Source organism: Serratia sp. Nf2, from assembly GCF_003028435.1.
Classification (GTDB): Bacteria; Pseudomonadota; Gammaproteobacteria; order Enterobacterales; family Enterobacteriaceae; genus Serratia; species Serratia marcescens_L.
The window spans coordinates 1047012-1065102 of record NZ_PYTW01000001.1 but is presented as its reverse complement, the minus strand read 5'-3'; the positions used below and the strand labels follow the sequence as shown (position 1 = coordinate 1065102).

General features: G+C 55.4%; 16 protein-coding genes and 1 tRNA gene. 9 read left to right on the top strand and 8 right to left on the bottom strand.

Annotated features, from left to right (window positions below):
• The 3 genes from C9411_RS05055 to C9411_RS05045 form a co-directional block, all read left to right on the top strand.
• Nucleotides 1-725 (top strand): baseplate J/gp47 family protein (locus C9411_RS05055; protein WP_146158863.1); only part of this gene is annotated, 725 nt, incomplete at its 5' end.
• Nucleotides 722-1396, top strand: coding sequence for a YmfQ family protein (locus tag C9411_RS05050; protein WP_060433271.1), 675 nt, complete (start codon nucleotides 722-724; stop codon nucleotides 1394-1396). The genes C9411_RS05055 and C9411_RS05050, both read left to right, overlap by 4 nt.
• 30 nt (nucleotides 1397-1426) lie before the next feature.
• On the top strand, nucleotides 1427-2296 hold the full coding sequence (locus tag C9411_RS05045; RefSeq protein WP_199200112.1) for a phage tail protein: 870 nt from the start codon (nucleotides 1427-1429) through the stop codon (nucleotides 2294-2296).
• Here the strand turns inward: C9411_RS05045 and C9411_RS05040 are convergent.
• On the bottom strand, nucleotides 2277-3347 hold the full coding sequence (locus C9411_RS05040; RefSeq protein ID WP_107226574.1) for an acyltransferase: 1071 nt from the start codon (nucleotides 3345-3347) through the stop codon (nucleotides 2277-2279). The two genes, C9411_RS05045 and C9411_RS05040, sit on opposite strands and share 20 nt — an antisense overlap.
• A gap of 343 nt (nucleotides 3348-3690) precedes the next feature.
• On the opposite strand from C9411_RS05040, the gene C9411_RS05035 reads away from it, so the two are divergent.
• Both C9411_RS05035 and C9411_RS05030 read left to right on the top strand, forming a co-directional pair.
• The gene (locus C9411_RS05035; RefSeq protein WP_107226573.1) at nucleotides 3691-5766 is read left to right on the top strand and encodes a right-handed parallel beta-helix repeat-containing protein; all 2076 of its coding nucleotides are present in this window, start codon (nucleotides 3691-3693) and stop codon (nucleotides 5764-5766) included.
• 2 nt (nucleotides 5767-5768) lie between these two features.
• Nucleotides 5769-7175: a hypothetical protein gene (locus tag C9411_RS05030; RefSeq protein WP_107226572.1), complete on the top strand. Its 1407-nt coding sequence runs from the start codon at nucleotides 5769-5771 to the stop codon at nucleotides 7173-7175.
• A 22-nt stretch (nucleotides 7176-7197) separates the two neighbouring features.
• Here the strand turns inward: C9411_RS05030 and C9411_RS05025 are convergent, their stop codons facing one another.
• The 4 genes from C9411_RS05025 to C9411_RS05010 form a co-directional block, all read right to left on the bottom strand.
• Nucleotides 7198-7437, bottom strand: coding sequence for a hypothetical protein (locus tag C9411_RS05025; protein ID WP_060421804.1), 240 nt, complete (start codon nucleotides 7435-7437; stop codon nucleotides 7198-7200).
• Between the two features lie 144 nt (nucleotides 7438-7581).
• A tRNA-Pro gene (locus C9411_RS05020) sits at nucleotides 7582-7658 on the bottom strand.
• A 78-nt stretch (nucleotides 7659-7736) separates the two neighbouring features.
• A complete protein-coding gene (yejM, locus tag C9411_RS05015; RefSeq protein WP_107226571.1) occupies nucleotides 7737-9518 on the bottom strand; it encodes an LPS biosynthesis-modulating metalloenzyme YejM in 1782 nt (593 codons plus the stop codon).
• 9 nt (nucleotides 9519-9527) lie between these two features.
• Complete coding sequence (locus C9411_RS05010) at nucleotides 9528-9755, bottom strand: YejL family protein (protein ID WP_004935782.1); 228 nt, start codon at nucleotides 9753-9755, stop codon at nucleotides 9528-9530.
• Nucleotides 9756-9966: 211 nt separating this feature from the next.
• On the opposite strand from C9411_RS05010, the gene yejK reads away from it, so the two are divergent.
• Entirely contained in the window at nucleotides 9967-10974 is a 1008-nt protein-coding gene (yejK, locus tag C9411_RS05005) for a nucleoid-associated protein YejK (protein WP_063988779.1), read from the top strand.
• 84 nt (nucleotides 10975-11058) lie between these two features.
• Here the strand turns inward: yejK and rplY are convergent, their stop codons facing one another.
• Complete coding sequence (rplY, locus tag C9411_RS05000) at nucleotides 11059-11343, bottom strand: 50S ribosomal protein L25 (protein WP_019453645.1); 285 nt, start codon at nucleotides 11341-11343, stop codon at nucleotides 11059-11061.
• Between the two features lie 162 nt (nucleotides 11344-11505).
• Entirely contained in the window at nucleotides 11506-13263 is a 1758-nt protein-coding gene (locus C9411_RS04995; protein WP_107226570.1) for a DEAD/DEAH box helicase, read from the bottom strand.
• A gap of 318 nt (nucleotides 13264-13581) precedes the next feature.
• On the opposite strand from C9411_RS04995, the gene rsuA reads away from it, so the two are divergent.
• From rsuA to C9411_RS04980, 3 genes are all read left to right on the top strand, one after another.
• Nucleotides 13582-14295, top strand: a complete 714-nt coding sequence (gene rsuA / locus C9411_RS04990) for a 16S rRNA pseudouridine(516) synthase RsuA (RefSeq protein WP_063988777.1) — start codon at nucleotides 13582-13584, stop codon at nucleotides 14293-14295.
• Between the two features lie 41 nt (nucleotides 14296-14336).
• Complete coding sequence (locus tag C9411_RS04985) at nucleotides 14337-15533, top strand: Bcr/CflA family multidrug efflux MFS transporter (protein ID WP_063988776.1); 1197 nt, start codon at nucleotides 14337-14339, stop codon at nucleotides 15531-15533.
• 594 nt (nucleotides 15534-16127) lie between these two features.
• Complete coding sequence (locus C9411_RS04980; protein ID WP_004935763.1) at nucleotides 16128-16472, top strand: YejG family protein; 345 nt, start codon at nucleotides 16128-16130, stop codon at nucleotides 16470-16472.
• Between the two features lie 8 nt (nucleotides 16473-16480).
• Here the strand turns inward: C9411_RS04980 and yejF are convergent, their stop codons facing one another.
• Nucleotides 16481-18091 carry a microcin C ABC transporter ATP-binding protein YejF gene (gene yejF / locus C9411_RS04975; protein ID WP_107226569.1) on the bottom strand — a complete coding sequence of 537 codons (1611 nt, stop codon included), beginning with the start codon at nucleotides 18089-18091 and terminating at the stop codon, nucleotides 16481-16483.

Sequence of the window (18091 nt, the reverse complement as noted above, 5' to 3'; positions counted from 1 at the left end):
TCGACGACCCGACAGGGGGCGGTATTGACGGCAATGCGGATGCCGGCACGACCCTGACACTGGATGTTTCTCTACCCGGCATTGATGCCAGCGGCGTAATGCTCGAGCCTGCCACCGGCGGAGCAGACATTGAGGCACAGGAAAGTTTCCGCGCCCGTATGCTGCTTGCCTATCAACATCCGCCCCAGGGTGGCAGCGACACAGATTACGAGCAGTGGGCGCTGGCGGTACCTGGCGTTACACGCTGCTGGCCCAAACGGCGCCTGATGGGGGCCGGTACGGTTGGGGTGTACATCATGTGCGATGGCAACGACGAAACCAATCACGGTTTCCCGGTAGGGACTGACGGTATTTCTCAGCTGGATGACTGGGGCGCACAGAAGGCTACCGGAGATCAGGGGCGTGTGGCTGATTACATCTACCCACGCGCGCCAGTCACTGCGCTTGTTTACGTTTGTTCGCCAGTGGCCAAGACGGTGGATTTTGAGATCAGCGGCATTTCGCATGTTGGCAGTGACATTACCACGGCCATTGCGGCGGCTATCGACAATGTCTTTTTCGAAGGTGGAACGCCGGTCGGCAATGGCAAGATCTTCCTCTCTGACCTGAACAGGGCAATCGGAGACATTGATGGCACAGCAGGCTTTATCCTTGTTTTCCCAACAACGAATATCGATCTGGGGGTAGGGGAACTGCCGGTGCGTGGCGAGGTGAACTACACATGAGCCAGTTTACCGTAAAGGAGTATTCGCGCGCGCTACAGGCGTTGATCCCGACCGGGTTAGCGTGGCCGCGCGACCCTGGCGGGGTTCAGGGGGCAGTTATTCGGGCTCTGGCTACAGGGTTTCAGCGTAGCGATAACGATGCGATAGCGTTGCTTGTGGGCGCTTTCCCTGAAACCGCAACCATCATGCTGACTGAGTGGGAAAAAACTCTCGGCTTGCCGGATGACTGTTCGATCGGTGAGGTTGACACAATAGCGAAACGCCAGGCGGCCGTGGTATCAAAATTTATCAGTACCGGAGGCCAGTCACGCACCTATTTTATCGGTATCGCCAGAGCGCTCGGTTACAACATCACCATCAAGGAATACCGTCAGGCGCGCGCCGGGCTGTCTGTGTGTGGCGATGGGTTAAATGGCGACGACTGGCCTTTTGTGTGGCTGGTGGAGGCAGAGGAAACAACCATTTCCTATGCCCGAGCCGGGATGAGTTACTGCGGAGATCCGCTGCGTTCATGGGGGAATAAGCAGCTTGAGTGTCGAATGAACGCGCTCGCACCTTCGCATACGATCGTTAAATTTGGCTATATCAATTTTGGATTTAACGACGAGGGCGTTTACGACGTTACCCCAGAATTTGCCGATATGTTCGACACTGCATCGGGCTATCTCTAATCAAATCTATATCAAATTTCAGGAGTTATCATGAGAAAAGTAGGAAGCACAACTGATACAGCAGATGCAAACGGTGAATATACGAATGGTAATGTGGCGCAGGGCATCCCGCCGACCATTATCAATGCGGAGATGTTGAACACTTTCCAGCGCGAGTTAATTGGCGTGGTCGAAGGTGCAGGGATGGAATTAGATCCTGCTGATGATAATCAGGTGGCAAAAGCGATAGAAAAAAAAGTAGGTAGTGGAAGATTATTAAACATAAAAACGTTCACTTCTTCAGGAACCTACACTCCGACACCTGGAATGCGATATGTGGTCGTAGAGGCTGTGGGCGGCGGCGGCGGCGGCGGGGGATGTTCTGACACATCTGCCGATAATGCAGCTGTTAGTGGCGGCGGTGGATCTGGGAGCTATGTCCGCACCAAAATCGATAATACAGCCATAGGAGACTCGGCTGCGATAACTATTGGTATAGGCGGCGCGGGCGGCATCGGTGGAAACGCGGGATCTAACGGTGGTGATAGCAAATTCGGTTCATTGGTAACAGCCACTGGAGGGCGCGGAGGTACCACATCAACAAGTTCTTCCTCCTTCGCATTCATCGCTGTAGGGGGGGCTCCAGGAGCAAACCCCAGTGTGGGAAATATAATTTCATCAAGAGGCAGCCGTGGGGGCTCTGGACTGTTCTTTAACTCTTCAACCGGCGCCGTGGGCGGGGATGGTGCCCCATCTCAATTTGGCGGTTCGGGAATAGGCTCTGGGAGTTCAGGCACTACCGGATCCGATGGAAGCGGTTTCGGTAGTGGTGGTGGTGGGAATGCTCGGCAATCATCTTCTGCTTCTGTTAATGGGTATGCAGGTGCACCCGGTGTGATTGTTATTTATGAGTATTCCTAACGGATGGTGAATTAACTCCCTTTGTCAAAATTAGTTTCGCGAAATTAATTGCAGGTTTCTCAATTGCCATCCATGAAACTAGCGCGATCACCATCGTCAGCAATATTGATAGTAATACATTCGCAAAGAATCCAAAGTGAAAGCTTTGAGATATAATCTGTTGGATAGGAAATCCCCATAGGTAAACGCCGTATGAAATATCTTGCCTTACTCTGATTTTTTTTACTATCTCTAATGATGAAATATGGAGTGAGGCTAGACAAACGGATACGCATATTAATAATGAAGAAATTGCCTCACTGGTAAAAATAAATTGTGAGACAAATATAATCACTGGTGTGATTATGTTCGATTTATATGAATCTTTATTTATTGCTAGTAAGGATCCAAGGGCAAAGCACGGTGCTAGTAGGTATATGGCATTATTATCGGATGATGCAAATAAAACGCCTTTTAATGGCGAGATTGGCTCAATGATTATGCAGAGGCAAGCCAATGACGATAACCATTGGCTTTTCCCAATGCCAAACAAGTAAATACCAAGCAGCACTACGTAGGCAAATACTTCATAATGAATAGTCCATAAAGAACCGTTCACCCCATACTTGTTGCCTTCAAATAGTCCTGGTAGGAAGTATTGAGTTTGCAGTGATAAGTTTTTAAGTATGTATATAAGCGGTTGCCATGACTTGAAATAATCAACAAGTGGCATGGTTGTAAATATAGGTCCAATAACTAATGCGGTTAAAATCAAAACGAAAGTCAGTCCGGGGAATATTCTGAATGCGCGAGAGATCACGAAATGGATGGTGGATTTTCTTGATAACAAACTATTAGTCACCAAAAGTCCACTTATAAAGAAAAAAATCTTAACAGCCAAGCCGCCAGTTGTCATGTAGCCAAAAATGTCTTTTATGGGGTCAGTTAATCCCCACTGAGGGTTAAGTGGAAAAGAGTGGTAAACAATAACTGAAATTGCCGCTAATAGACGGATTAAATCAAGGTTGTTGTTACCCCTCGAAATTATATTACCAACATAAACTCCACTCATTTAAATCTCTAAGTCAATCTAATAATAAAAGATTTTAACAGCATTCAACGACGGATTCCATATGTGACGCGAGGCCACTTTCTTGTAAGGAGTCTATAACCATTTCGGAGAGCCACCTATGTCATCTGAAGGGTTTCCTGTTGATGGTGTTGTCCACACAGACACTGTGCTGAACCCCCACAGCACGCAACAAGCAACCGACTAAGCAAAGAGCCGAATATCGGCGGATAGCGCCGCGTAGTCGCCGATGCAGTGTAGATGCGATCTGACTAAAAAACTTATCCTTTCAGCGGGCGTTAGACCTCGCTAAATGTCAACGGTAAAATTACCATCAGGAAATTTTATGGCCCAAAGATACAACACCGGAAACCCACGTCCTTCTAACAGCATGAAGGACTTAAACGATAACGCCCTTGCTTATGATGACTTCCTTAACGGCGAACAAGATGAGGCTTACGATCGGTTTCAAAAACCATTCCCGACAGTGCGCCGGCAGGTTGCCGATCGCATAGATGAGATAACTGGTGCGCAAAAGAGCATTGAGCAGTATACGGATGAGGCTAAGCAGGCAGCAGACAACGCCCAGAACGTCGCAGACGCCAATACCTACTACACCACACCAGAAGACCCTGACGGCACGATTGCTGGGATTGCCGGGACGCCAAACGGTAAAAGTTTCCGTGTTGGACAGGGTGTCGGGAACGGATTCAAAACATACATCAATAAAGATGGTGTTGCTGTTGAAGTTGCTGGGTCGCTCGGAGCAAATGATTTAGCTGTATATGTTAGCCATGATGAGAATGATAATATTGAGTTATCATCTGATGCGAATGGCAACACTATTGCGGTGAATGATGAGTTTGGAGGCTCTCACGTTGTTGGTATTGATGGTAGTCTTCAGGATAAAATTGAGTCCCTTGACAAAAACAAAGGCCCCTACCTTAACCTTCTATCTGACGCCAATAATGCCGCATATGGTGCTGTTGATGAGTATGGACACCTCCACTTACCTGATATGCAATCGTCCATTCAAGATATGATGAGTTCTCAACAGAAAAAGATTGAGGGTCTGATTAAAAATCGCCGGGTACTCGATGTCAGGGAGTGCGGTTTTAATGCAAAAACTGGAGAAAATGCGACATACGCCATTCAGCGTGCGATCGATTGGCTGAGCTGGAACGGAGGTGGTGTGGTTTATTTACCAGAGGCTTATTACCCGCTATCTACTTTCATCATCCCGCGCAACAATGTATCAATTGTTGGTGATGGTGATAGGTCTGTTTTACTTCCATACAAACAGAATACAGCAATAAAGTATGCTGGAACGCTGACGAATTATCTTGAAAACGTTCTGATGAGTAATTTCACCATCGAAGGTGAAAATCAGGTGCTCTTACCTGGTGAAAGGTACGTTCCTGACATTAAAGGAACCTACATAAAGCACTGGCGAAACTGCGTAATGGACAATGTCACGATGTTGAACATCGGCGCGACAGCGCTGGGTAACGACATGGCCGACAACTGTTCTATTATTCGTTGTCGCATTGAAAACTTTGGCCGACTGGCTCCCAATGCATGGAGTGCAGGGATATGGGAGCGTCCGCTTGGCGCTTCGGGTATTGGTATCGGAACCGGCGCTCTTGATGACGAACCTTTGTATATGGCGTTCAATACTGTCAAGAACGGGACGAACTTCCCGCTATTTCTTGAGCCTCAAGGGGGCGGCGCGGCCCGCGGCGCTATTGCCATAAGTAATATTCTTATGGGCGGTTATGCTGGACTTGCTGATTGTGGCGTCGATGGGTTCCAGGCAATCGGTAATCAGATGCGTTTGAATAAATTTGGGATTCTTCGTTATCCTGGAACAAATAATGATGGAAAACCCGGTCGCCGTGCACAATGTATTAGCAACATTATTGATTCCAATACAGAGCATGGTGTTTATTCGTATAGTACGAAAACAGACCCACTGATTGGGTGGAACATATATTCACAAAATCAGATAACAAACAATGGTAAGGATGGGGTGAATTTCCGCTACACCAATAAAAATGTCGTAATGCAAAATGAAACTGTCGATAGCAATCATATCTATGGAAATGGTCGCCACGGAATTAACGTTGAGGCTGCTAAAGAGGTTATCAACTGCGACTTCACTAACAATAAAATTTGGGGTAACGGGAAGAATGAATTAGGAAATGGCGTGAACAGTTCGGTTCCATTTACGGCATGCTCAATCAATAACAATAAAATCCGCGACACGCAGGCAACGGTAACTCAGCAATATCCTGTAAATCTCGCCGGGGCGCTGACCGATGTCGATATCTCGTTTAACCACTGTGTCGGTAACGCACAGAATTCACTGAACCTTAGCGGCACCCAAACGCGAGTGACAACCAACTTTAATGCGGGAATTTAATAATGGCTACGATACTAAAAAGCAACGGAACGTTTAAAGGCTCCCAGCGCACCTTACCCAGCTCAAATGCACCGTTACCCGTCGGCGCTGCATTGTTTGCTGACTTCTCCAGCTCTCGGTATGTCATGCAATATGCCACTGGCCAAGTTAAGCGCTCTGCAAATCTGGCCGAGGTTCTTGGTTTTTCGAGAGCAAGCACCGCTACACGCGTTGGAGCTACCGGGTTGATCGAGTACCTTGAATCTGGCGAACCAGCAATTGAATACCACCCGGTCACAGGTGAATGTTTGGGCATTCGCACAGAGTCTGTGTCGAATAACCGCTTGGCATACAGCCAGGACTTTACGCAGGCAGCGAGCTGGACAGCGTCCGATGTTGCTGTGACTGCCAACGGTGAAAAGTCTCCAGATGGGAATGTTACGGCCACAAAATTGATTGAAACCGCTGGGAGTACAGCATCAGCGCATACCCTGCTGGCCATTACCACAATGGATGCCACTGCATCGCAGCCCTATACCTTCAGTATTTGGGCAAAGGCGCACACTGGCAGTGTGTTGCAGATAGCTGCCCAGGGTGCCGTGGCCACAACGCAGTTTGTGAACTTTGACCTGGGCAATGGGAAGATCGGTAAGTCCTCACCGCAAGTCCTTCAGGCGACTATGGAGCAACACGCTAACGGATGGTATCGCTGTGCTATTACCATAGCACCGACGCTATCAGTATCTCCGCAGTTTACACTGGCGCTGACAAAGAGTGACAGCAGTGCGGCGGCGTTGCCGTCGTATGTGCCTGACGTTCCTGGGTCTGTATGGATTTGGGGCGCTCAGGCAGAGCGCCGGGATGGGGCTTCATCGTATATCCCAACATCTGGCGCTGAGGGCTCTCGCGCGGCAGATATTTGTACCACACCAACGAGTGCTGATTTCGTCTCTGCTACAGGCGGCACGGTGCTGATGACATGCGTACATCCGCACAGCATTCAGTCGGTGAGCGGGGTGTATAACGCCCTGGCGTGCGCGGCCGTGCTTGATAATACAGCCGCCGGCGCCAGCCTTCGTTTCTCATACCGAAACCTGACAACCAATAATGGCCGCGCGCAATGGGCGGCAGCTGATGCCGCTGGCGTGTCCCAATCTCTGGAGATTTACAGCCTGTCGCCAGTTAGGGACTCGGAGCAGTCGGCGATTTTTTCGTTTGATACACCAAGCCTGAATCTGAAATTGTTCGATGGTTTCAACTGGTATTCAAGATCGGTTACCGCTCTGCCGCCGGCGCTGAACCGTTTGGCTATTGGGCGCTCCTACATTGGACCGGAGAACTGGTTTAATGGTCACATCAAGAAGGTTGTCTACTGGCCTACCGCGCTAAGCGAAGATGATATGGAGAGAGCGATTTCGTACCTCGCATAACGACTGCCGGGATGGAACCCGGCTATTTGTACAGCGTGGCAAAGTCGAATGCGAGTGCTGCATCAACGGCTTTGCCCTCTGTTTCGAATGGCGTTTCTGATACGAGCGGCCAGCGGCTCTTGTGCCACACATAAAGCCAGTGCTGGCCTTCCTCGTCTTCGCGAATTGCGAACATTGGCGGGCTGTTCTGCTGAGGTTCTGGGTATCTGTCGTTTTCGTTGAGAATGAAGATCTGCCGGCCGGCGAGGGTGATGCTGCCCATTTTCTGCCTCTCGGATGGGGGATTTTAGGGTAATAGTAGCTCAGGTTTGTCGTGGGTTTTGACATGGTTTTACCATCATTTCACCATGCACAATTTGCATAAATAAAAAAACCAACCGTAACAGGTTGGTTTTCAAAGGTGTTTTGGTCGGCATGAGAGGATTCGAACCTCCGACCCCCGACACCCCATGACGGTGCGCTACCAGGCTGCGCTACATGCCGACGCTATGAAAAATCATACTACCGATTCCCGATGTTAATGCAAGCGCCTCGCCACTTGATTGCTTTAGTTTTAAGCAGTTAGTTGGCGATAAAGCGTTTTACATCGGTCAGCACCTGCAGCAGCAGAGCAAGCTGCGGTTTCTCGTCTTTTATTTCTTCGCCGTTCTGATCGTAGACGCGATAGTTGCCGCTGTTGTCCAGCATCAGCGTCTGCGTCGGCGTGGTGATCACCAGCTGATTGCCATCGCCGGTGGCGATCCAGTCGTTGCGGCGCTGGGCGGTGAACAGATCTTCGCCCTGCGAATAGTCTTTCGGCGCGGTCTTCACGTGCAGCAATCGTTGCATCAAGGTGCGCATCACGTCGTTATGGCCTGTCAGCTTGCTGATGGTCTGCGCCGGGGTGCCCGGCCAGTGGATCACCAATGGCACCTGCAGCTGCGCCTGGTTGAAGGCGGAGCCGGCGCCCCATTGGCCTTTGCCGCTGTCGTTGAACTCGACGCCGTGCTCGGCGGTGATCACCACCACGGTTTTATCCAGCAGGCCGCGCTGTTTCAGAGTGTCCAGCACCTGGGCTATCTGGGTATCCACGTCTTGCGCACCGGTGCGATAGCGCCGAATAAAGTCGGCCGGAGCCGGGGTTTTGTCGCCTTCGGCCGGCTCGGCGCCGCTGAAGTTGATATAGGAGAACCACGGCTCTTTGCTACCCTGATCCGTCAGCCAACGCTGCCATTGCTGCGTGGTTTGCGCATCGCTTTGCGGCGCCGGCGTCGGCAGCGAGAAGTCGGTCAACAGGGCCTGGCGGTACAGGCTGGCATTGAAGCCATCGGAGGAGAACAGCCCCAGCTGGTAGCCCCGATCGCCGAGCGCAGTGATCAGCGCCGACGGCTTGCGGCCGGCGAGCACGCTGTCCAGATAGGTCGGGGAAATGCCGTAGAACAGGCCAAACAGCCCGGTATCGGCATGGTTGCCCGAACTGTAGTGATCGCTGAAACGTACGTTTTCCTGGGCGAAGCGCGTTAGCGCCGGCATGTCCTGTGCCATGTCTTTTGCGCGAATGCCGTCCACCACGATCATCAGCAGGTTATAGCTGCTGCCTTTCTCGCCGTAGCTGAGATCGCTGAGCGGATACTCCACCGCCACCGCTTCCGGGTTGCCCTGTTGCATCAGGCGGCGCTCATACGCTTGCTGATCGAGCAGGCCGTGTTTTTCGAGGAACTTGCGCGCGGTCATCGGGTACGAGAGCGGCAGGTTGGCCCGCTGCATGGTGATCGGGCGATAGAAGTTGGCGTCGGCCCAGATATAAATCAGGTGCGACGCGAAAAAGGCGCTGATAAACAGCGCCGCCAGCGGTTTGCCGAAACGGCGGCGATTCAGGCTGCGCAGCTTCTGCCAGCTCCAGGTGCCGAACAGCATCTCCACCAGGAAGATCACCGGCACGCAGATAAACATCAGCTGCCAGTCGCGCGAAAGCTCGCTTTGGTCCGGGTTGACCACCAGATCCCACACCACCGGATTGAGGTGCAGGTGGAAATGGGAGAACACTTCGCTGTCGACCAGCAACAGCGTGAGCCCGATGGTGGCCAGTGCGGCGGAAATAAATCGCAGCAGCCGCTGCGACATCACCACGAAGGTGAGCGGGAAGAGCACCAGCAAATAGCCAGCGAACACGATAAAACTGAAATGCCCCAGCAGGCTGACAAAGGCATAGACCCGGCCCAGCAGGGATGCGGGCCAGTCGGTGACAAACAGGTAGCGGCTGCCCAACCCAAGGGCGAGCAGAATGTTGAATAAGGCGAACCAGTGCCCCCAGCTGATCATCTGGGAGACTTTTTCACGATAACGCTGACGGTTTGTCACCATAAGTCAATATTAATGTGCTTTATCTTCACGGACAGAAGCCTGCAGGGCTTCCGCGAACGATCTCGCCAGGGTTTTCCGCTGCGCGGGAGCAACGCTGGTGTTGATCAAATTAGTGACCATGTTGCCCAGCACCATCAGGGAAAGATCGGTGGGGGTATGGTGTTTTTCCAGAACATTGACCAGCTCTGAGAGCAGTTGTTCAACGTGTTCGTCACTGTAACGGGATGATTGTGGCATAAAATTGCGCTTAGTAATCTGCAAAGTGCCCTATCTTACCGTATAGGACAGTGATTTTCCGCTCTTTTATCACTTCCTGTCATTCGGGAAATTGTTCGCCCGCGCCGGGGCGGGCCCTCGCTGCGCCTTTCCGGTTTGCCGCGGTTTTTTAGTATTGCAGGGCGGGGCCTTCAGTGTTTGAATACGCGCCTAAAGAACAGGAGGATTTACCATGAGTCTGGATATCGACCAGATCGCTCTGCACCAGTTGGTGAAACGCGACGAGCAAACGCTGGACGTGGTGCTGCGCGATTCCTTGCTTCCCACCAACGCGGCGGTGGAAGAAATGATGACGGAACTGCATCGCGTCTACAGTGCCAAGAGCAAGGCCTTGGGCCTGTTCAACGAAGGCAGCGAGCTGGCGGAAGCGCTGCGCACCTGCCGCAAGGACGATAAGGACTTTCTGGCCTTTAGCCGCGCGGCGACCGGCCGCCTGCGCGACGAACTGGCGAAGTATCCGTTCGCTGAAGGCGGCGTGGTGCTGTTTGGTCAATACCGTTATCTGGCGGTGGAGTATCTGCTGATCGCGGTGCTGAACAGCCGTAACAGCATGCGCGTCAACGAAGAGCTGGATATCAACACCACGCACTATCTAGACATCAACAACGCCGATATCGTCGCGCGCATCGATCTGACCGAATGGGAAACCAACCCGGAATCGACCCGCTACCTGACCTTCCTGCGTGGGCGCGTGGGCCGCAAGGTCGCCGACTTCTTCATGGACTTCCTGGCGGCGTCCGAAGGGTTGGACACCAAGGCGCAAAACCGCGGGCTGCTGCAGGCGGTAGACGACTATTGCGCTGATGCGCAGCTGGACAAGAACGAACGCCAGTCGGTGCGCCAGCAGGTGTACAGCTACTGCAACGAACAGCTGCAGGCGGGCGAAGAGATTGAACTGCAGGCTCTGTCGCAGGAGTTGTCGCCGGTCGGCGAGAAAGACTTCATGCAATTCTCCAGCGAGCAAGGGTATGAGCTGGAAGACAGCTTCCCGGCGGATCGCGGCACGCTGCGCCAGCTAACCAAATTTGCCGGCAGCGGCGGCGGCATCAGCCTGAACTTTGACGCCATGCTGCTGGGCGAGCGTATTTTCTGGGATGCGGCCACCGACACGCTGACCATCAGAGGCACGCCACCGAACCTGCGCGATCAGCTGCAGCGCCGGACCGGCAGCGGCAAGTAAGCGTACCGAATCGCAGACAATAAAAAACGCCGCAATTGCGGCGTTCTTTATTTCGGCGTCCCGAAAGGTTCGAAATCGTAGCGATTAAACGCGAACGAAGTCGATGTGAGCCAGTTTTGGCTTGAACGGGTGACGCTGTACAGCCTGAACCTTAACTTTGGTTTCTTTACCGTCGATAACCAGAGTTACTGCTTCGCTGTAGAATTCTGGTTTAGCTTCCATGTTCTTAACAGAATCATGGTCCAATTCGATGGAAACTGCAGCTTCTTTGCCACCGTAAACGATAGCTGGGAATTTGTTTGCTGCACGCAGGCGGCGGCTCGCACCTTTACCCTGGTCTTTACGTACTTCTACATTGATAGTGAACATTGTTTTTTCTCTTAAAAGAAAATTTACCCTGCTACAGGCGACCCAAGTAGCAAGTTCGGAAACCCGCTTTAACGCTGGGCAGGCCCAGGTAAAGCGCGCGGCATTTTAACGGAAAGCCGCCCGCAGGGCAACGAAAACCTGCCCAGGTTGGGGACAGTTCGCTCAGGCCAATTGATTGGCGCGGCGGAAACGGCCTTGATAATCGAACACTTTCTCGCGCACCTGCCAGAACTGCCCGCGTTTGCGCGCCACCACGAAATCCGGATGGCGCAGCGCCTGCTGCTGCGCCAGCACGTCGGCGGCGGTGTGCCAGGCGAACGGCACGCCCGGCGCGCGCTGATGCGGGCGCAGGAACAGCATTTCGAACGCTTTGCGCTGCGCCGGCGTCTGCAGGCGGAAACGCTCGCTGGTGCTGGTGCCGTCCTCGTCGTAATAAGTGGCCCTCAGCCATTCGCCCTTGTCGTCGCGCCCGCTCTGCAGTTCCATGCCGCCGCAGCGCAGCACCAGCGCGTCTTTCAGCTTCAGTGCCGCCTTCAGCATGTCGTCGGGATCGACCAGCACTTCCTGGCACTGATGGCAGCGGCGCGCGGCGATATCGTTCTCCGCGCCGCAGTGCGGGCAGCTCTTGAACCGGAAGCGGTAGTCGCACTGCTCGCGGTGGCCGTCGTCGTCCTCCAGCCAGCCCTGACAGCGGCGGCCGTAGTGCTCGATGATGTCGCCAGTCTCGGTGCACTTGCCCCAGAACAGGTTGGCGAAGCCGCAGGCTGGGCAGAACACCTGCACCGGTTGGCTGTCGCCGTGCGGCTTGCTGACGCCGACCTCCGGCGTGAACAAGTCGTGCGGGTTGCCGGCGTAGTCGAGGATCAGGCAATCCTCCTTGCCGGGCGCCAGCCGTAGCCCGCGGCCGACGATCTGCTGATACAGGCTGACGGACTCGGTCGGGCGCAGGATCGCGATCAGATCGACGTGCGGCGCGTCGAAGCCGGTGGTCAACACCGCGACGTTGACCAGATAGCGCAGCTGCTGCTGTTTGAACGCCTCGATCAGCGCATCGCGCTCGGCGGGCGGCGTTTCGGCGCTGACCAGCGCGGCCTCGCCGTTCGGCAGCAGGCCGTGGATCTCGCGGGCGTGCTCGACGGTGGCGGCGAAGATCATCACCCCTTTGCGGTCTTCGGCGTACTCCACAATCTGGCTGATGATGTGCGGCGTGACGCGGTTTTGCCGCTTCAGTTCGCGGTTCAGATCCGCTTCGCTGAACAGGCCGTTGCTTCTGGCTTCCAGCCGGCTGAAATCGTACTGCACGATCGGCATATCCAGCCGCTCCGGCGGTACCAGGAAGCCGTTCTTAATCATATAGCGCAGCGGCAGCTCGTAGATGCAGTCGCGAAACAGGCTGGTGCCGTCGCCGCGGGTGAAGCCGTGGTAGTGATACTGGTAAATCCAACCCTTGCCCAGGCGGTAGGGCGTGGCGGTCATCCCCAGCAGCCGCAGCTGCGGGTTGGTTTTCTGCAAATGCTGGATGATTTGCTGGTACTGGCTGTCGTCGTCGTCGCTGATGCGGTGGCATTCATCGACGATCAACAGCGAGAAAGCGCCGTCGAACAGCGGCAGGTTGCGCGCCACCGACTGCACGCTGCCGAATACCACCTTACCGGCGCTCTCTTTTTGTTGCAGGCCGGCGGCGAAGATATCCGCTTCCAGGCCGTAGGCGCAGTATTTGGCGTGGTTTTGCGCCACCAGTTCCTTGACGTGCGCCAGTACCAGCACCCGCCCGCGGGCGCGCTTCGCCAGCTCGGCGATCACCAGGCTTTTGCCGGCGCCGGTCGGCAGCACGATCAGCGCCGGTTCGGGATGCCGCCGGAAATGATTGATGGTGGCTTCGACCGCTTCCAGTTGGTAGGGGCGTAGGATAAAGGCCATAAATGAACGCCGTGGGTTGAGATGGGCCGTCGGGACGCGGTTTTGTCACCGCTGTTCCCACAGAAACCGTGACATTTTACGCGCCGGGCGGCCGAAAAGTTTCTATTATTATGCCTTCTGCGCGCGCGCGGTGCGAGAAGCGTGAAAATTACCCCTGTCGGGCAACGCGTTGTGCCGCTATACTCGTGTGACAGCAATCGCTGTGCCCCCACGCGATTTCCCCCCTGAGCCTGCCATTTGCACCCGGTGCAACGGCGGGCGTCATATTTTGGCAATACGATCAATGCGATCATAACAACGACAGGCAAAGCAGATCCCATGCGATTGGACAAGTTTTTATCTCAGCAGTTAGGCATCAGCCGTGCGCTGGTCGCGCGCGAACTTCGGGCTAAACGCGTCACCGTGGACGGTGAGGTAGTGAAGAGCGGGGCGATCAAACTGACCCCGGAGCAAGAAGTAGCGTTCGACGGCAATCCGCTGCAGCAGCAGAACGGCCCGCGCTATTTCATGCTCAATAAACCTCAGGGTTACGTCTGCTCCACCGACGATCCCGATCATCCGACGGTGCTGTATTTTCTCGATGAGCCGGTCGCGTACAAGCTGCACGCCGCCGGGCGGCTGGATATCGACACCACCGGGCTGGTGTTGATGACCGACGACGGCCAGTGGTCGCACCGCGTCACGTCGCCGCGCCACCACTGCGAGAAAACCTATCTGGTGACGCTGGAGCACCCGCTGGCGGAAGACACCGCGCAGCGTTTCGCCGAAGGGGTGCAACTGCACAACGAGAAAGACCTGACGCGGCCGGCGACGCTGGAACAGGTCGACGAGCACGTGGTGCGCCTGACTCTCAGCGAAGGGCGCTACCACCAGGTGAAGCGGATGTTCGCTGCCGTCGGCAACCGGGTGATCGAGTTGCACCGCGAGCGCATCGGCGCCATCGTGCTGGATGACGATCTGGCGCCGGGCGAATACCGCCCACTGACCGAAGAAGAGATCGCCAGCGTGGGCGCGCCGCACCTGCAGGACTGATAACCGATCATCGATTGCGGCCGATTAAGGAGTCGTGGAACGTGCAACAGAACCGAACCTCTCATCTCGGTTTGATTTTCATTCTGGGCCTGTTGTCCATGTTGATGCCGTTGGCCATCGACATGTACTTGCCCAGTATGCCGGTGATCGCCGCCCAGTTTGGCGTCGAGTCCGGCAGCGTACAGATGACGCTCAGCGCCTATATGCTCGGCTTTGCCTTCGGGCAACTGTTCTATGGGCCGATGTCGGACAGCATCGGCCGCAAGCCGGTGATCCTGTGGGGTACGCTGATCTTCGCCATCGCCGGCTGCGCCTGTGCCATGGCGCAGTCGATCGATCAGCTGATCGGGCTGCGTTTCCTGCACGGTTTGGCCGCCGCCGCCGCCAGCGTGGTGATCAACGCCCTGATGCGCGATATGTTCACCAAGGATGAGTTCTCGCGCATGATGTCGTTCGTCATTCTGGTGATGACCATTGCGCCGCTGCTGGCGCCGATGATCGGCGGTGCGCTGTTGCTGTGGTTCAGCTGGCACGCCATCTTCTGGACCATGGGCGCCGCGGCGCTGATCGGTTCACTGCTGGTGGCCCTGTTCATCAAGGAGACGCTGCCGAAAGAGCGGCGACAACGGTTCCACCTGCGCACCACGCTGGGCAACTTCGGTTCGCTGTTCCGCCACAAACGGGTGCTGAGCTACATGCTGGCCAGCGCCTTCTCGTTTGCGGGCATGTTCTCGTTCCTCAGCGCCGGGCCGTTCGTCTACATCGAACTGAACCACGTTTCGCCGCAGCATTTCGGCTACTATTTTGCGCTGAACATCGTCTTCCTGTTCCTGACGACGCTGATCAACAGCCGCAACGTGCGGCGGTTCGGCGCGGTCAAGATGTTCAAGCTGGGGCTGTTGGTACAGCTAGCGATGGGGTTGTGGCTGGTGGCGGTGAGCGCCGTCGGCCTGGGCTTCTGGGCGCTGGTGATCGGCGTTGCGGTCTATCTGGGGTGCATCGCGATGATCTCTTCCAACGCCATGGCGGTGATCCTGGATGACTTCCCGCATATGGCGGGCACCGCATCTTCTCTGGCCGGCACGTTGCGCTTCAGCATCGGCGCGCTGGTGGGGGCGGTACTGTCGATGGCACCGGGCAAAAGCGCCTGGCCAATGGTCACCTCGATGGCGCTGTGCAGCATCGTGGCGGTGCTGTTCTATGTTTACGCCAGCCGGCCGCGCGATCGCGCAGCCTGACGTACTCCCGATGCGGGGCGTGTCACCCCGCATCGTCATGGGGTTGCGCCCTGCCATTTCAGGGTGCAACTGGCAATGGAAATTTTGTTGCTAAATACACGCAAGCTAATTAATTGGCCGTTTTCCCCTCTGTGTGCTTTTTGTTAAAAAATCCCGCCGCCGCACCGCCCAATATTCCCCGGGAGGCGCGGCGTTCTGCCGGCTGAGCGCAGCGGGTGGTTTGTGTTAGGGTTGATGTAAATCAAGGCATTAGCAGGGAAATCGGCGCTAACGCGGCGGGTGAAATGTTTCTTCAATGTAAAAATATGGCGACGGAAAAGTAGTTGCATTGCAAGAAAAAAGAGTTGAGATCGCTGCAGGAAAGGGTTACATATAACGCAAAAATGCGAGCTGAGTCGCAAAATGCCGTGAAATAACACCACACGGCGTGCCAAAAAATGGCACGGCATCGGCAAGCACGGGGTCTGGTTAATGGCTAGCGGCAAAATTTACATTTAAATAACATTTGTGCGCGGCAGAGTCGGGAGTCAACGGCTATAACTTAGTAACCCTGTCAGGTAAAAGTGTTTCACCTTTTCAAACTAGGGATTTCATGTGGAGAGTATCCAACTTTCGGTAGTGCATCGCTTGCCGCAAAGTTATCGTTGGCTATCCGGTTTCACCGGCGTGAAGGTCGAACCGATTCCGTTTAACGGAATAGACGAAGATAACAACCTGATCGGGCTGAAGTTACTCAGCCATGAAGGGGCCGAGGCCTGGCAGGTAATGCAACAGCTCAATCTGTCGCTGCAGGAGATTCAGGTCGACTGCGCGATCGTCGAATGGGAAGGCGAGCCTTGCCTGTTCGTGCAGCGCAGCGACGAGAGCGCCACCATGTGCCGCCTGAAAAACGTCGGCGCCGCGATCGCCGAACCGCTGAGCGCGCAATACCCTTTCTGAATTCGCCGCTAATCCGCCAACTGCAGCAGTTGACGGGTATAGTCGGCGGCGGGCGCCGCGAAAATCGCCCGGCAGTCTCCCTGTTCAACCACTTCTCCCTGTCGCAACACGATGACCTGGTGGCATAGCGAACGCACCACCTGCAGGTCATGGCTGATGAACAGATAAGCCAACCGGTGACGTTGCTGCAGCGATTTCAGCAGCGTCAGGATCTGCGCCTGCACCGATTTATCCAGCGAAGAGGTCGGCTCGTCGAGGATCAGCAGCTGCGGCTGCAGGATCAGCGCGCGCGCGATGGCGATACGCTGGCGCTGCCCGCCGGAAAACTCGGTGGGGTAGCGATGGCGCAGTTGCGGATCCAGGCCGACTTCCTGCAATACCTCGATCACGCGCTGTTCCCGCTGCTCGGCGCTAAGCCGCTGGTGCACTTCCAGCCCCTCGGCGATGATCTGCTGCACGTTCAGGCGCGGGTTCAGGGCGGAATAGGGATCCTGGAAGACGATTTGCATCCGGCTGCGGTAGGGCAGCATCTGCTTCATTGTGAGCGGGTGCAGCGGTTCGCCGTCGAACCAGATGGCGCCTTGTGAGGCCAACAGGCGCAGCAGCGCCAGCCCGGTGGTGCTTTTTCCCGAGCCGGATTCCCCCACCAGCCCCACGCTTTCCCCGGCGCGCAGCTCGAAACTCAATGATTTCAATGCATAGTGATAATCCACCGTGCGGCGCAGCAGGCCGCGGCGAATGGGGAAGCGCACCTGCAGATTCTCCACCTTGAGCAGCGGCCGCTCGTCGCCGGGGCGCTCGTTGGCGGCGGCAGGCAGCGGCAGCGGTTCACCGACGTCCTCGGCGGCCAGCAACTGCTGCGTGTAGGGATGCTGCGGCCGGCTGAACAGCTGCGCGCGGCCGTTTTGCTCCACGCAGCGCCCTTGGCGCATCACCGCCACGTTGTCCGCCAGGCGGCGCACGATATTCAGGTTATGGGTGATGAACAACAGACCCATGTCCATCTCTTGTTTCAATTCTTGCAGCAGCGTCAGGATCTGCGCCTGGATAGTGACGTCGAGCGCGGTGGTGGGCTCGTCGGCGATCAGCAGTTTCGGACGGGTCAACACCGCCATGGCGATCATTACCCGCTGGCGTTCGCCGCCGGACAGCTGATGCGGGTAATCCTGCAGCCGGCTTTTGGCCTGACGGATGCCGACGCGCTCCAGGCATTCGACGATCTCTGCACGCGCGGCTTCGCGCCGCAGGCCGCGGTGCAGCATCAGCACTTCTGCGAGCTGTTTTTCGATGGTGTGCAGCGGGTTAAGCGACACCATCGGTTCCTGAAAGATCATCGCGATCTGATTGCCGCGCACCTTGCGCAGCGCCGCTTCCGGCGCATGCAGCAACGAGTCGCCGTTGAACAGGATATCGCCGGCAGGGTAAACCACCGGCGGCGCGGGCAGCAGGCGCAGTATCGACAGGGCGGTGACGCTTTTGCCGGAGCCGGATTCCCCTACCAGCGCCAGCGTTTCCGCCGGCGCGATTTGCAGCGAGAGTTCGTTGACCACCGGCGTGACGGTGTCGCCCTGACGGAAGGCAATGCTGAGATCCTGAATAGCGAGCAAAGGAGTGGCCAT

Bases quoted from the DNA above. Each gene is read 5' to 3' on its own strand.
- C9411_RS05050 (WP_060433271.1), top strand. From the start codon at position 722: ATGAGCCAGTTTACCGTAAAGGAGTATTCGCGCGCGCTACAGGCGTTG.
- C9411_RS05045 (WP_199200112.1), top strand. From the start codon at position 1,427: ATGAGAAAAGTAGGAAGCACAACTGATACAGCAGATGCAAACGGTGAA.
- C9411_RS05040 (WP_107226574.1), bottom strand. From the start codon at position 3,347: ATGAGTGGAGTTTATGTTGGTAATATAATTTCGAGGGGTAACAACAAC.
- C9411_RS05035 (WP_107226573.1), top strand. From the start codon at position 3,691: ATGGCCCAAAGATACAACACCGGAAACCCACGTCCTTCTAACAGCATG.
- C9411_RS05030 (WP_107226572.1), top strand. From the start codon at position 5,769: ATGGCTACGATACTAAAAAGCAACGGAACGTTTAAAGGCTCCCAGCGC.
- C9411_RS05025 (WP_060421804.1), bottom strand. From the start codon at position 7,437: ATGGGCAGCATCACCCTCGCCGGCCGGCAGATCTTCATTCTCAACGAA.
- yejM (WP_107226571.1), bottom strand. From the start codon at position 9,518: ATGGTGACAAACCGTCAGCGTTATCGTGAAAAAGTCTCCCAGATGATC.
- C9411_RS05010 (WP_004935782.1), bottom strand. From the start codon at position 9,755: ATGCCACAATCATCCCGTTACAGTGACGAACACGTTGAACAACTGCTC.
- yejK (WP_063988779.1), top strand. From the start codon at position 9,967: ATGAGTCTGGATATCGACCAGATCGCTCTGCACCAGTTGGTGAAACGC.
- rplY (WP_019453645.1), bottom strand. From the start codon at position 11,343: ATGTTCACTATCAATGTAGAAGTACGTAAAGACCAGGGTAAAGGTGCG.
- C9411_RS04995 (WP_107226570.1), bottom strand. From the start codon at position 13,263: ATGGCCTTTATCCTACGCCCCTACCAACTGGAAGCGGTCGAAGCCACC.
- rsuA (WP_063988777.1), top strand. From the start codon at position 13,582: ATGCGATTGGACAAGTTTTTATCTCAGCAGTTAGGCATCAGCCGTGCG.
- yejF (WP_107226569.1), bottom strand. From the start codon at position 18,091: ATGGCCACTCCTTTGCTCGCTATTCAGGATCTCAGCATTGCCTTCCGT.